We start from the raw sequence: 14,010 nt of genomic DNA, 5'->3' as shown, positions 1-14,010 counted from the left end.
CACACACAGCCCCGCCCGGCACACACAGCCCCGCCCGGCACACACAGCCCCGCCCGGCACACACAGCCCCGCTCGATCCCTGGGGGGCGGCCCCTAGGCCAGTCTATCGACCCCAGCCGACAAAACCCGCCGATCACAGCCCCTAACCCCAACCTGTCCACAGCTCAACCCACTTGTGGACAACTCCACCCCGGATCCCGCCCAGCAGCCCCCAGAGCCCGCTCCAGCGGCGAAGCCTCAGCAGCCACCGCCACCGCCGGCCCATAGACCCCCATCGACCGCGCCTGGTCGCCCATCGCCACCGCGGACTCGTACACCGCCGTGGCCGCTTCCGGCGCGCACCGCAACTGCTGCCCGCTCGCCCGGGCCAGGTCCCAGCCGTGCAGCACGAACTCGCCCAGGACCATCGCGCCCACCACCGCCGCCGGCATGGGCGCCGCGCCCAGTGCAGTCGTGCCCGTCCACGCCGCCGGGGTCCCGAACACCTCCACCAGCGTCTCCGTCTGCTTCTCCAGGTCCGCGCGCCAGCCGTCCGTCACCAGGGCCGCCTCCGCCTCGCCGGACCCCATCGCGGGCGGGCCCTCGCGCCGTCCCGCGGCGATCAGCCACGGGCCCCAGTACAGGAGGTGGTTGAGCAGCCCCCGGACGTCGTAGCCCGCGCACGGCGTCGGCGCGGTCAGGTCGGGCACCGCACCCGCGATCCGGAGGAATTCGGCCGCGGCCGGGCGCAGCAGCGAAGCAGTCATGCCCGTGATCCAAACTCCCCGGCGAGCAGCGCGTCTTGAACGAACGCGACAGCTACCGTGAACCCGTGACGCACCGGATCCCGCGCGGCATCGTGGCCGAAGCCACCGCGCGCACGATGTTCACGCTGACCAGGCACCCACCGGCCCCGGAACTCGCCGAATTCGTCGAATACCACTGGATCCTGCGCTGGGACCGGCGCGGCAAACCGCCGTACGAGCAGCGGGTGCTGCCGAACCTCTCGGTCCACGTCACGTTCTTCCCGGGCGCCTCCGGCGTCCACGGCCCGGCCCGCGACGTCTTTTCCCACCGCTTGACGGGCCGCGTCCAGGGCCTGGGCGTGCGATTCCGGCCGGGCACCTTCCGCGCGTTCCTCGGCGGCCCCGTGCGTGACATCGCCGACCGGGCCGTCCCACTCACCGGCGTTTTCGGACCGGCGGCCTCGGCGGCGGCCGAATCGGTGCAGAACGCCGGCGGCGATGCGCAAATGGTCGGCGCGATCGACAACTTGCTGATCGCAAATCCCGTGCGACTGTCCCCGGCCGCCCGTGCGGCCGCGGAGGCGGTGGAACAAATCGCGCGGGATCCCGGAATTACCCGGGTGGCGCAACTGTGTGCCGATACTGGACTAACCACCCGGTCCATCCAGCGCGTGTTCGCCGAACACGTCGGCCTCCCGCCCAAGTGGGCGATCCGGATTTACCGGCTCAATGACGCAGCGCAGCGGATCGTCACCGAAGGACAACTCGATTACGCCGGTCTGGCGGTTCGACTGGGCTATAGCGACCAGTCGCACTTCATCCGCGATTTCCGGACGGTGACCGGCCAGTCGCCTGCCGAGTACGCCCGAACCGCCCGCGTCCCCGAACGGGAACCGGACAGCCATCGGACATGAAGAAAGCCGCCGGGCGGAATTCGCCCGGCGGCCACGCTGAAAACCCCGCGTCGGCACCGCTTCCGCAGCGGAGGATAACTGCTGGTCAGCGACCCGCAGCCAGTCCGCACGAAGGCGGTGTGAACAATCTTCAGTTCTTCTTGTGGTAAGCCTCGACGACCTCGGAGGGGATGCGGCCGCGGTCGGAAACCGCGTAACCGTTCTTGCGCGCCCACGACCGGATGGCCTGGTTCTGCTCACGGTCGACAGCGGCCGGACGAGCCGAACCCTTACCCGCGACCGGACGAACCGTGGCGCGCTTGCGGCCTCCCGCACGACGCGCGTGCTCGACATACTGAGCGAGCGCGTCCCGGAGCTCCTCCGCGTTTTCCGAGGAGAGATCGATCTGGTAGCTGACTCCGTCCAAACCGAACTCGACGGTCTCTTCCGCCTCACTGCCGTCGAGGTCGTCGACCAGCGAGACGAGCACCTTCTGTGCCATCCGATTCCTCCTGCGGGGCTTACTCAATGATCTGGTACGGGGCAAGCCCCGGGACAGAAGACTTTGTCCAGAACATTAGTACCCGCTTCTGCAGTGCAACGCAAATCTCGTATCGATAACCGATGGCTATCCTCACACGGCCGGGTTATTCAGGCCGTACCAGCGGGAAGAGGATCGTCTCCCGGATACCGAGACCGGTCAGCGCCATGAGGAGGCGGTCGATCCCCATTCCGACGCCACCGCTCGGGGGCATTCCGTACTCCAGGGCCCGCAGGAAATCCTCGTCGAGCCGCATGGCTTCGCTATCGCCCTGCGCGGCCAGCAGCGACTGTTCGGTGAGGCGTTCCCGTTCGACGACCGGATCGACCAGCTCGGAGTATCCGGTGGCGAGTTCGAATCCGCGCACGTAGAGGTCCCACTTCTCGGCCACCCCCGCCTGGGAGCGGTGCTGCCGGGTCAATGGCGACGTCTCCAGCGGAAAATCACGGACAAACGTCGGTGCGTGCAGGTGATCTCCGACGAGGTGTTCCCACAGTTCCTCGACGAGCTTCCCGTGCCCGAGCTTCGGATCCACTTCCAGGCCCCTGGCCTGCGCGAATCCGAGCAGTTTGGCGGCGGGTGTCTCCGGCGTCACCTCTTCGCCGAGGGAATCGGACAACGACTCGTACATTCCGAGTGTGGTCCATTCGCCGGAGAGGTCGTACTCCGAACCGTCGGGCAGGGTGATGACCTGGGTGTCCAGCACCGTCTGCGCGGCCTCCTGGATCAGCTCCCGCGTCATCACCGCATTGGTGTCGTAGGTGGCGTACGCCTCGTAGTACTCGAGCATCGCGAACTCCGGCGAATGCGACGAGTCGCTGCCCTCGTTCCGGAAGTTGCGGTTGATCTCGAAGACCTTCTCGATGCCGCCGACGACGCAGCGCTTGAGGTAGAGCTCCGGGGCGATCCGCAGGAACAGCTCCATGTCGAACGCGTTGGAATGCGTGACGAAGGGGCGGGCCGCGGCGCCGCCGTGCAGCGTCTGCAGCATCGGCGTCTCGACCTCGGTGAACCCGCGGCGGTGGAACGACTCCCGCAGCGACCGGACCACGCCGGCCCGCGTGCGCACGACGTCCCGCGCGCGCGGGCGCATGATGAGGTCGACGTAGCGCTGGCGGATCCGCGTTTCCTCCGCCAGGTCCTTGAAGGCGTTGGGCAGCGGCCGCAGCGCCTTCGAGGTGATGCGCCAGGCGTCGGCCATCACCGAAAGCTCGCCGCGCTTGGACGTGATGACCTCACCCTGCACGAACACGTGGTCGCCGAGGTCGACGTCGGACTTCCACGCCGCCAGCGCGTCCTCGCCGACCTTCGCCAGGCTGATCATCGCCTGCAGCTCGGTGCCGTCGCCCTCGCGGAGGCTCGCGAAGCACAGCTTGCCCGTATTGCGCAGGAACATCACCCGGCCGGTGACGCCGACCTGCTCGCCCGTGGCGGTGTCGGCGGGGAGGCCGGAATGCGCCGCACGCACTTCGGCGAGCGAGTGCGTGCGGGGTACCTCGACCGGGTAGGGATCGATACCCTCCGCGAGGATCCGGTCGCGCTTCTCCCGGCGCACCCGCATCTGCTCGGGCAGTTCGTCTTCGGCGGGCTCGCTGGTGGGAGGGGGCTTTTCGGTCATGGCCATAGGGTACGAACCCGGCCGGCCGCTACGCCAACCGGATTACCTTTACCTTTCCCTCCATTAGCCTGGACTCGTGAGTGATCCCACACGAGGTCAGCGCGCGTCTTCCTTCGGCAGCCGGGCCGCCGAGTACGCCCAGCACCGGCCCGATTACCCGCGGGAGGCGATCGAGTGGGGGCTTTCCGGCGCCACCGGAACACCGCGCCGGGTCCTCGATCTCGGCGCCGGAACCGGCAAACTCACCCTCGGCCTCAGCGCGCTCGGGCTCGACGTCACCGCGGTCGAGCCCGACCCGGAAATGCGCGCGGAACTCGAGCGGGCCGTGCCGTCGGTGACGTCACTGGCGGGGCAGGCGGAAGGGATTCCCCTGCCCGACGACACCGTCGACGCGGTTTTCGTCGGCCAGGCCTTCCATTGGTTCGACGTGCCGGTGGCGATGACGGAGATCGGCCGGGTGCTGCGCCCGGGCGGGGTGTGCGTGCCGATGTGGAACTACGAAGACGAATCGGTGCCGTGGATCGCCGAGTTCACCGCGCTGGGCCGCGACGGTGCCCGCCGGCCGACGAGCATCGAAGATATGCGTGAGGTGACGCACCCGGCCTTCGAATCATTCGAAAGCGACCGGTTTCGCCACACGCAACGGCGCACCGCGGAGACCCTGCTGGAAACGATCGCGACCTATTCGAAGGTGATCGTGTCGGCCCCGGAGGAGTCGGCGGCCCTGCTGGACCGGCTCCGGCGGTTCCTGGCGGAGAACCCGGCCACGGCGCACGGCGAGTTCGACCTGCCGCTGGGCACCACGGTCCTACGCGCGCGGCGGCGCTGACGCACTTCGTCCTTGACCTCGATCCAGGTAGAGGTTTGATACTGCGGGAATGCGCAGCAAATCATGGGGGCGAGCCTTGATCTCGCTGACCTCGCTGGTGACCGCGGTGGGCCCGTACAAGGCCGACTGGAACGAGACGCACGTGTTCAACCCGGACTGGCCACCGCACGCGAAGTTCCACAACGGCCAGACGATGAGCCTGGGGCTCGCGCTGGGGACGACGAGCTTGTGGCAGCTCTGGCGGCGGCCGAGCCGGGCGGGTCTTGACGCGGGGGCCGTGCTGGCGTCGCTGTACTGGGTGACGCAGATTTCGGCGCTGGCCTACCCGGGCTCCCGCGCGGTGGATCCGCCCGGGGCCGATCGGTTCCCGCAGGCGAAGATCGCCGTCCCGGCGCTGGCGTTGACGGCGCTGGGGTACGTGCTGGAGCGCCGCCGCCTGGCTCGCGGCTGAGAGCTTTCCGGTGCACCCCGAGGTGGTGTCGAACGCCGCCTCGGGGCAGGTCAAGGCCGGATGTTGCGCTCGTACGCCAGCCGCAGGCCGAGCAGCGTCAGCTCCGGGACGTGGTCGGTGATCGTCTCCGACTCACCCAGCACCAGCGGCGCCAGGCCGCCCGTGGCCAGGACCGCCACCGGTTCCGCGCCGCCCGGGGAAAGCTCGCGGACGATCCGGCGCACCAGCCCGTCCACCTGGCCCGCGAAGCCGTACAGGATCCCGGACTGCAGGCACTCCACCGTGTTCTTGCCGATCACCGACCGCGGCGGCACCAGTTCGACCTTCCGCAGCGCCGCCGCGCGCAGTGCCAGCGCGTCCACCGAAATCTCGATCCCGGGGGCGAACGCGCCGCCCAGGAACTCGCCGCGGGCCGAGATGGCGTCCACGTTCGTCGACGTGCCGAAGTCGACCACCACGCACGCCGTGCTGTGGAGGTGGTGCGCGGCCAGGGTGTTCACCAGCCGGTCCGCGCCCACCTCCTTCGGGTTGTCCACCAGCAGCGCCACGCCGGTGCGCACGCCCGGCTCGACCACGATCTTCGGGACCCGGGCGTAGTACCGGCCGAGCATCACCCGCAGCTCGCGCAGCACGGCCGGCACCGTCGACAGTGCACTGATCCCGGACACCGCGTCCGCGTGCGGGCCGAGCAGCCCGCGGACCGTCAACGCCAGCTCGTCGGCCGTGATGCGCGCGTCGGTGCGCATGCGCCAGTCGCCCACGAGCTCCTGGCCGGACCACAATCCCAGGACGATGTTCGTGTTGCCGACGTCGACGGTGAGCAGCAAGCGGGTCAGCTTTCCGCGTGCAGCAACGCGTCGAGGCGACGGGCGTCCGCGGTCTCGGCGACCGGGAAGATCGCCGCCTCTTCGTCCGGCGGCAGCGTCACCGTGCCGGACAGCAGCCCGGATCCCTCCGGCGCGTGGCCGGGGTCGGTGTGCCGGTGGACGATTTGGTTGTCCGCGTCGACGAACACCACGCGCGGCTGGTACGTCGCCGCCTCGGCGTCGTCCATCTGGCCGTACGAGATGAGGATGACCAGGTCACCCGGGTGCACCAGGTGGGCCGCGGCGCCGTTGATGCCGAGCACCCCGCTGCCGCGCTCCCCCTTGATGACGTAGGTCTCCAGCCGCGCCCCGTTGGTGACGTCCACAATGGACACCTGTTCCCCCGGCAGCAGGTCCGCGGCCTCCATCAGGTCTTCGTCGACCGTCACCGAACCGACGTAGTGCAGGTCGGCCTGGGTCACGGTCACCCGGTGGATCTTCGACTTGAGCATCGTGCGGTACATAGTGGACTCCTATTCCCCTGCGTCCAGCCGCTCCGGGTGCTCGACGGCCTTGCCGAGCAACACCGGAACGTTGTCGATCAGCCGGGTACTCCCCACCCGGGCCGCGATCAACAGCCGTGCTTCACCATCGACGGGCGCGGGCCCGAGGTCGGTTCCCCTCAACTCCAGGTAATCCACCTCGACCGCCGGCCGCGCGGCGAGGGTCTTCCACGCGGTCTCGAGGACCGCCTCCGCACCGTCCCGGCCGACGAACGCCCCCGCGGTGAGGGCGGCCGACAGGACGATGGCGTCTTCGCGCTGCTCAGGCGTCAGGTAGACGTTGCGCGACGACAACGCGAGCCCGTCCCGCTCCCGCACGGTCGGCACGCCGATCACGTGCGTGTCGATGTTCAGGTCCCGCACCATCCGCTTGATCAGGACCAGTTGCTGGTAGTCCTTTTCGCCGAACAGGGCGTAGTCCGGACGGAGCAGGTTGAACAGCTTCGCCACGACAGTGAGCACCCCGGCGAAGTGACCGGGCCGGACGGCACCTTCGAGTTCGTCGCCGAGCGGGCCCGGGTGCACGGTCACCACGGCACCCTCGGTGTAGAGGGCGTCCGCGCTGGGTGTGAACGCGATTTCGACGCCGTCCTCGCGCAGGATGTCGAGGTCGGCCTCCAGCGGCCGCGGGTACGCCTCGAAGTCCTCGCCCGCGCCGAACTGCAGCGGGTTGACGAAGATCGAGGTGGCCACGACGTTGTTGGGCAGCCGCTTCGCGCGGCGGATCAGCTCGCGGTGCCCGGCGTGCAGCGCGCCCATGGTCGGCACGAGCGCCAGCTTGCGGCCGACGCCGTGCAGCGCCCGGCTGACCTGGCTCACCTGCTCGGGCGACGCGAACGCGTTCAGGGTGCCGCGGCTGAATTTCGGTGTGGTCACTGGTCTTGGTGCCCTTCGGCGGGATCGTCGAGGAGTTCGGTGAGGTCTTTCGCGGCCGCGGTGTCCAGCAGCCCGGCAGCCGTCGAACGCGCCACCGTGCGCTTGGCCAGCGCGCGGTAGGCCGGCGCCACCTCCGGCGCCCGGTCCGCCAGCACCGCGAGGTGCTTGCGGACGGTGCCGAGGTCGCCACGCGCGACCGGGCCGGTGAGGGCACGATCGCCGTGTCGCAGCACATTATCCAATGCCGCCGAGAGCAGTGGTGCGACCAGGCGTTCGGATTGCCCGATTCCGGCTTGGCGCAACAGGTCCGCGCAGTCGGCGACCAGCGCCATCAGGTGGTTCGCGCCGTGGGCCAACGCAGCGTGGTAGAGCGCTCGCGCGGAGTCGGGGATCCGCACCGGCTCGGCGCCCATCTCGACGGCCAGCGCTTCGCCGACGTGCCACCCGGCTTCGTCGTCCTCGGCCGCCGTGACGCCGATGCTGCAGGCCGCCAGCCGTTCGAGGTCCTCCTCGCGGCCGGTGAACGTCATCACCGGGTGCAGGGCGAGCGGCAGGGCCCCGGCCCCGGCCGCGGGGGCCAGGACGTCGATGCCGTGCGCCCCGGAGGTGTGCACGACGATCTGCCCCGCCCGGAGCGACTCGGTGGCGACGAGCCCGCGGACCATCCCGGCGAGCGCGTCGTCGGGGAGGGCGAGCAGCACGAGGTCCGCCCGGCGGACGGTTTCGTCGGGCGGCAGGAGTGGCACGTCGGGGAGGAGGCGTTCCGCGCGGGCCAGCGACGAAGCGGACAGACCGGACGCGGCGACCACCGTGTGCCCCGCCCGGGCCAGCGCGGCGCCGAGCACGCTGCCCACCCGGCCGGCGGAAACGACGCCGACCGCGAGGCGGGCGGGCCTCATCATGGCGTGCGCCTGTGGACGCTCATGGTTGGCAGACTCCCTCTGCTCTCGTTCCAGTCCCGCTCCGGGTACCGGACGACGGCGCGAGACTACTGTGCCGTTGGTGACCAATCCGACCACAGTCACGGCCGCTCAGCTGTGTGGCAAAGGTAACGCGCCGTCCGGGGCCGGCCTACTTTTGGTCGGATTGGTCACTCGGGCGAGCGGGCGTCGTTGAGCCCGGGTGACCAGCTTCACCCGGACCGGTTCACCCGTGGGCGGCCTCGTCGGCGAGGCGCGTCGCCTCCGCGCGGGCGGCCTTCAGGGTGCGCAGCAGCTCCTGCTGGCGCTGCCGGTCGGTGTCGCTGGTGAGCTGGTGCCGGTCGAGGAACGCGAGCTCCGTCACGCTCGCCTGGTACACGGCGACGGCTTTCGCGGCCTGCTTGCCGGACTGGCGTTTCGCCTGGCGGCGCCAGGCCCGGCGGCCGGGCAGGCTGGCCAGCAGCTCGACTTCGGAGGGGGCGATCCACCGCGCGGCGGCCATGTGCGGCAGGGCGGCGGCGATGATCCGCTGCTCCCGTTTCCGCTGGAGGATGACCAGGTAGACGACGCCGAAGAAGAGCGGCAGCATGATCAGGAAGTAGACGGTGAGGAACTTCGACCCGCCGAGCAGCGCGGCGCTGTTCCACAGCGCGTGCAGGCAGACGGCGGCGAGGTACCCGGCGATCGGCGCGATGATCTTGAGGGCCTTGGTCGTCGTCCGCGCGGCGATCCCGAGCCCGATGCCGGTGAGCACGGCGAACAGCGGGTGGGTGAACGGAGCGAGCACGCCCCGCAGGAAGAACGCCGTGATGACGCCCTGGCTGTGCCCGTCCCCGAAGCCGTAGTCGGCGAAGGCGCGCCCGAAGTAGTAGATGTTCTCGGTGAAGGCGAACCCGGCGGCGCTGAACCCGGCGTAGACGACCCCGTCCACGACGCCGTCGAACTCGCTGGACCGCCGCCAGAGGATGAGCACGACGAAGAGGGCCTTGGCGGCCTCCTCGACCACAGGGGCCGAGACGAGCGCGGCGACGGTGTTCCCGCTGCCCTGGCCGAGCAGCTCGTCCCCGACGGCCTCGGCGGTGGTGTTGATGAGCAGCGCGGTGATGGTCGCGATGCAGGCGCCCCAGGCGAAGGCGAGCAGGAGGAACTTGGCGGGCTCGGGCTCCCACCGGTCGACCCAGAGGAACCCGGCGACGACCCCGGCCACGGGCACGAGCGCGGCGAGCACCCCGATGGTGACGGCGAGGGGCCCGACCCGGGCGGTGGCGAGCCCGAACAGGAACAGGCCGCACAGGGCCACCACGATCAGCCCGAGCACCGGCAGCAGCACGGTGACCCGGCGAGGCCGCCGTCCGCGATCAAGTCCCGTCGCGGGCGAGAGGGTTCCGCTCACAGCGGGTCACCCTACGCAGGCCGAAGTGGAAGAGAAACGCCACCTGGCACACACGGCGCGCCGGTCAGCCTGCTGTGCGCCGCCGAGACGCGCCTCAGTGCGGCCCGCGGTGCCATCTCTGCGCGCACGCGAGGGCCTGGGCGGTTGCCTTGGGGGCGCGGGCCTCAGTCCTCCGCACGCCGGCGCGCGCCGCCTTGGGCCGCCGGCAGCTCACCGATCGAGCGAGCCGCCGAATGCGAACCACTGCCCGATCCGCGACCGGCCGGGCTTGGTCCTCCGCACGCAGGCAGCGGGCCATGGCGCGCGCCGCCTCTGGCTGCCGATCGAGCGGGCCGCCGAGTGCCGACCACCGCCCGATCCGCGACCGGCCGGGCTCAGTCCTCCGCGCGTCGGCGGCGGCGGGGCGTCGAGCCGGTGCCGCCGTTCGCCGCCAGCAGTTCGCTCACCGAACGGCCCGCCGCGTGCGATCCGCTGCCCGGGGCGGGCTCCGGGGCCGCTCGGTGGCCGTTGCGGGCTCCGTTGTGGCCGTTGCCGTTCTGCTGCTGCTCGACGTCCGCCGGGTCCACCGGGGCCATCCCGCGGCGGGACATCGAGGCCCGCTCGGCGACCATGCCTTCCCAGGCCGGGGGCTCGCCGTCCGGGCGACGGCGCCGGCCTCCGCCCGGGGGCTCCGGTGCCTGGGGCACCGCCGGCAGCTGCTGCGAGTCCTCCGGCTTGCGCCGGCGGCCGCCGGAACGGCCCTGGAAGTTGCGGACCGACTCCGGCAACGTCGGGTTCACCATCGGGGCCTCGGCCTTGGCGGCCTCCGCCGGCGCGCGGTGCGAACCACCGTGCGCACCACCGTGGCGGGACGGCGGCTCCTCCAGGATCGGCGACATGTCGGCCCGCGAGAACTGCTCCAGCCGCGAGGGGCGGCGGCCGTCGGCCGCCGGCACCGGCGTGGTCGGCGGCACCACCGGGGGCAGGTCCGTGCGCGACGGCTGCCGCGGCGACGGGCTGTTGCTCGGCACCGGCGTGGTCGGCGGGACGACCGGCGGGATGTCGGTGCGGGACGCCGCGGCGTCCCGCGGCATCGGCGGCTTCTGCTCGGGCGGCTTCGGCCGGTTCGGCCGCTGGCGCTCGGCGAAGTCGTCGCGGTTCTGGAAGGCCGCGCTGAGGTCCTTGACCGGCCGGATGTCCGAACGCGACATCTCGGACGGCTTCACCGGCGGCACGTTGGCCGCCGGACGGCCCGGCACCGGCCGCGGCGGCTCGGGCGCCTTGCGGGGGTCGGGGCGGGCGCCGTTCGGCTGCCCGCCGACGCGCGGAAGGTCCGTCCGCGACCTCTCGACGCGCGGAATGTCCGATCGCGACGCTTCGGCCCGCGAAACGTTCGGCCGCGGCATCTCCACCCGCGGAATGTCCGGGCGCGACATCTCGACACGCGGGATATCGGGCCGCGACATCTCCACGCGCGGAATGTCCGGCCGGGACATTTCGGCCCGCGAGATATCCGCCCGCGACATGTCGACGCGCGGGATGTCCGGACGCGACATCTCGACGCGCGGAATGTCCGAACGCGACGCTTCGGCCCGCGGAACGTTCGGCCGCGGCATCTCCACCCGCGGAATGTCCGAGCGCGACGCTTCGGCCCGCGAGACGTTCGGCCGCGGCGCCTCGGGCCGCGGCATGTCCGGCCGCGGCGCCTCGACGCGCGGGATGTCCGGGCGCGACATCTCCACCCGCGGAATGTCCGGGCGCGACATCTCGACGCGCGGGATATCGGGCCGCGACATCTCGACGGGCCGGATGTCCGAACGCGACATTTCGGCCCGGCGCGCGGGCGGCGGCTCGGGGCGGCGGATCTCCGTCTTCGGCTCCGGCGGACGTCGGATCTCGGTCTTGGGGTCGGGCCGCGGCACGTCCCGGCGCGTCGGCTCGGCGGCGGCCTCCGGCCGGCGCTCGGGCTGCTTCGCGATTTCGTCCTGCTTCGGCAGCCGCATCGGCTGCGACTCGGCCTGGCGGCGCGCCGCCTCGGCCCGCAGCTCGGCGGCCTTCAGCTCGCGCTGCGCGGCGTTCAGCGCCGGGTCGACCGGCGGCACCGGCGGACGGCGCTCGCTCAGCGGCTTCGGCCGGGCCATCTGCTGGGTGCTCTGCACGGAGACGTTCGCCGGCGTCTTCGGGACCGGCTTGCCGCCGAAGCCCTTGCCGAGGCCCTTGCCGTTCGCGGGCTTGCCGTTCGAGGCCTTGCGGCGGCGCTCGTCGAGGACGCGGTCGATCAGCTCGGTCGGCCGCTCGCCGCCCTCGACCACCGGCTTCTTCCCGGCCATCAGCTGGGCGGGCTTCTTCTTCGGCGCGTTGTCGGGAATCAGGCGGTTCTCGTCGGACACCTTGCGCATCCGGGTCGCCTGCGCGGTCAGCGCGACGCGTTCGAGCAGCACCTCGCCGCCGAACAGCGACTGGAGGCTGTCGCGCAGCGCGGACACTTCCGCGCGCAGCGCCTCCAGCTCCTCGCGGCCCTTGGAATCGGCCGCGGTGCGGTTCTCCGCTTCCATCTCCAGCTCGTACTCGCGCCGGGCCGCGATCTCGCGTTCCAGCTCCAGTTCGTACACAGCCTGCGCCTCGGCGACCGCGTCCTCGCTCTGTGCCGCGCTCTTGCGGTACTTCACGGCGAGAAAAGCGCCGATCAGGGCGGCCCAGAGGGCCGCGACGATCCCGAGCCTGAGGTAGCGGAGATCGTCGCTGAGCACCAGTGCGAGGGTGGCTCCGATGGCGAGGACAAAGCCGACAACGAGCCACGGCCTGCCCAGTAGGCGGCCGCGCGAGTCGTCACCCACGCCGGTCATGACTGACACCGTACCTGCTCGTAATCCGAACGAGACCTACTCGGTCCAGCGAGCGGTGGGATTCCAGCGCTAACCGGTCGTCCCGCGGGTGCGCTCACGATCGTGGTCCTGCGGGGTCCGGCAGCAGTGTTCGAGCCACAAAGCCGCAGCTACCAGGGCTGCGGCGGAGACGACGCCGACCACCGCGGCGCGCGTGTCGAGCACGGCAGCGACGAGTTCGTCACGTCTGGGTAAAACATAAGCGAGCGCCGCGAGCCAGGCGCCGGCCATGAACGCTCCGGCGAGTGACGAAGCCTTGGCGAGGGCCACCGATCGGGCTACCCCGATCGCGCTGACGACCCGGCCGTTCTTGATGCGCGACCGGACCGAGAAGGCGAGCACGGCCTCGAGCACGGCCAGCACGGCGAAGGTGACGCCGGCGAGCAGCGGCAGCTGCGGCAGCGAGCCGTAGGCCGTCTGGAAGAGCAGGTAGCCGAGGCCCAGGCCGAGCAGCCCGGCGACCACCAGGTCACGGGGCCGGGTGAAGTGCATACCTCAACGGTACCGCGCAGTAATGTCCCGCGGCCCCGCCACCGGACCCGAAGTACGGTTGACTCTCCACCGACTGGAGAGTTCATCATGCGTCTTGTGGGCACCACCGCGACCTTCACCATCGGCGAGCTGTCCCGGCGGACCGGCCTGCCGGTCAAGACCATCCGCTTCTACTCGGACGAAGGCCTCCTGCCGCCGACCGAGCGGACGGACGCCGGCTACCGCCTCTACGACGCGGCGGCGATGGCCCGCCTGGAGCTGGTCCGCACGCTGCGGGAGCTGGGTCTCGGCCTCGCCGACGTCTCCGCCGCCCTGACCCAGTCGGCGACCGTCGGCGAGCTGGCGGTCCGGCACGTCGAGGCGCTCGACGAGCAGATCCGGCGGCTGCGGCTGCGCCGGGCGGTGCTGCGCGCGGTGGCCAAGCGCAATTCCGAACTGGAGGAAGTGAACCTGATGAACCGTCTCGCGTCGATGTCCGACGAGGAGCGCAAGCGGCTGGTCGACGAGTTCTGGGACGAAATGGTCGCCGGGCTCGACGTCGACGAGGAGTTCTACCGCCGGATGCGCGCCGGGAAGCCGGAGCTGCCCGACGACCCGACGCCCGAGCAGCTCGAGGCCTGGATCGAGTTCGCCGAGCTGGTCGGAGACCCGGAGTTCCGGGCCTTGATCCGCAGGATGAGCGAAACCCAGGCCCAGCAGATCGAGGACGGCGAGTTCCAGCAGCCGGCCGGGGCCTGGCAGCAGAACTGGCCGATCTGGGTCTCCCGCGCCGAAGCGGCGATCGCGGCGGGCGAATCGCCCACGTCGGAGACGGGGCAAACGCTTGCGGTAGACCTGGCGGCGGCCTCCGCCCGCCCGGACCAGGACGCGGCGGCCCCGGAGTTCCGCGCGGAGCTGGCCGACCGGTTCGCCATGAGCGGCGACCCACGGGCCGAGCGCTACTGGCAACTGCTGGCGACGATCAACGACTGGCCGCCGGTCCCCACCACGCAGCCCGCGGTCGGTTTCATGATCGCGGCCCTGCGCGGCTGACCGCACC

General features: G+C 71.2%; 14 protein-coding genes. 4 read left to right on the top strand and 10 right to left on the bottom strand.

Translation table 11 applies throughout. From position 1 onward, the window contains the following. Positions 1-164: 164 nt before the first annotated feature. Complete coding sequence (locus C2L58_RS00980) at positions 165-746, bottom strand: TIGR03086 family metal-binding protein (protein WP_103335008.1); 582 nt, start codon at positions 744-746, stop codon at positions 165-167. Between the two features lie 35 nt (positions 747-781). On the opposite strand from C2L58_RS00980, the gene C2L58_RS00975 reads away from it, so the two are divergent. Beyond that, positions 782-1,639, top strand: coding sequence for an AraC family transcriptional regulator (locus C2L58_RS00975; RefSeq protein ID WP_103335007.1), 858 nt, complete (start codon positions 782-784; stop codon positions 1,637-1,639). A gap of 130 nt (positions 1,640-1,769) precedes the next feature. Here C2L58_RS00975 and C2L58_RS00970 read toward each other — a convergent pair whose 3' ends face one another. Both C2L58_RS00970 and lysS read right to left on the bottom strand, forming a co-directional pair. Further along, entirely contained in the window at positions 1,770-2,120 is a 351-nt protein-coding gene (locus tag C2L58_RS00970) for a histone-like nucleoid-structuring protein Lsr2 (protein ID WP_013230453.1), read from the bottom strand. Positions 2,121-2,265: 145 nt separating this feature from the next. Further along, positions 2,266-3,777 (bottom strand): lysine--tRNA ligase, encoded by a 1,512-nt coding sequence (gene lysS / locus C2L58_RS00965; protein ID WP_103335013.1) that lies wholly within the window; start codon positions 3,775-3,777, stop codon positions 2,266-2,268. A gap of 76 nt (positions 3,778-3,853) precedes the next feature. Here lysS and C2L58_RS00960 point away from each other — a divergent pair, with 76 nt between their 5' ends. Further along, on the top strand, positions 3,854-4,606 hold the full coding sequence (locus C2L58_RS00960; protein ID WP_103335005.1) for a class I SAM-dependent methyltransferase: 753 nt from the start codon (positions 3,854-3,856) through the stop codon (positions 4,604-4,606). A gap of 49 nt (positions 4,607-4,655) precedes the next feature. After that, complete coding sequence (locus tag C2L58_RS00955) at positions 4,656-5,057, top strand: DUF6640 family protein (protein ID WP_199191037.1); 402 nt, start codon at positions 4,656-4,658, stop codon at positions 5,055-5,057. A 50-nt stretch (positions 5,058-5,107) separates the two neighbouring features. Here C2L58_RS00955 and C2L58_RS00950 read toward each other — a convergent pair whose 3' ends face one another. From C2L58_RS00950 to C2L58_RS00920, 7 genes are all read right to left on the bottom strand, one after another. Next, positions 5,108-5,884: a type III pantothenate kinase gene (locus C2L58_RS00950; RefSeq protein ID WP_103335002.1), complete on the bottom strand. Its 777-nt coding sequence runs from the start codon at positions 5,882-5,884 to the stop codon at positions 5,108-5,110. A 5-nt stretch (positions 5,885-5,889) separates the two neighbouring features. Further along, positions 5,890-6,387 (bottom strand): aspartate 1-decarboxylase, encoded by a 498-nt coding sequence (gene panD / locus C2L58_RS00945; RefSeq protein ID WP_103335000.1) that lies wholly within the window; start codon positions 6,385-6,387, stop codon positions 5,890-5,892. A gap of 9 nt (positions 6,388-6,396) precedes the next feature. Continuing rightward, entirely contained in the window at positions 6,397-7,302 is a 906-nt protein-coding gene (gene panC, locus C2L58_RS00940) for a pantoate--beta-alanine ligase (protein WP_103334998.1), read from the bottom strand. Next, positions 7,299-8,258, bottom strand: coding sequence for a Rossmann-like and DUF2520 domain-containing protein (locus C2L58_RS00935; RefSeq protein WP_441296285.1), 960 nt, complete (start codon positions 8,256-8,258; stop codon positions 7,299-7,301). Before C2L58_RS00935 ends, panC begins: the two co-directional genes overlap by 4 nt. Before the next feature lie 190 nt (positions 8,259-8,448). Next, positions 8,449-9,552, bottom strand: coding sequence for a PrsW family intramembrane metalloprotease (locus tag C2L58_RS00930; RefSeq protein WP_103334995.1), 1,104 nt, complete (start codon positions 9,550-9,552; stop codon positions 8,449-8,451). A 437-nt stretch (positions 9,553-9,989) separates the two neighbouring features. Continuing rightward, positions 9,990-12,440, bottom strand: a complete 2,451-nt coding sequence (locus C2L58_RS00925; RefSeq protein ID WP_103334994.1) for a DUF6779 domain-containing protein — start codon at positions 12,438-12,440, stop codon at positions 9,990-9,992. 69 nt (positions 12,441-12,509) lie between these two features. Beyond that, a complete protein-coding gene (locus C2L58_RS00920; RefSeq protein WP_103334992.1) occupies positions 12,510-12,971 on the bottom strand; it encodes a DUF3180 domain-containing protein in 462 nt (153 codons plus the stop codon). A 96-nt stretch (positions 12,972-13,067) separates the two neighbouring features. Between C2L58_RS00920 and C2L58_RS00915 the strand changes: the two genes are divergently transcribed. Next, a complete protein-coding gene (locus C2L58_RS00915) occupies positions 13,068-14,003 on the top strand; it encodes a helix-turn-helix domain-containing protein (RefSeq protein ID WP_103334990.1) in 936 nt (311 codons plus the stop codon). Positions 14,004-14,010 lie beyond the last annotated feature (7 nt).

The sequence above is a fragment of the Amycolatopsis sp. CA-126428 genome (genome assembly GCF_002904335.1).
Classification (GTDB): domain Bacteria; phylum Actinomycetota; class Actinomycetes; order Mycobacteriales; family Pseudonocardiaceae; genus Amycolatopsis.
The sequence above is the reverse complement of the archived record's forward strand: the minus strand, read 5'-3'. Positions and strand labels throughout refer to the sequence as shown.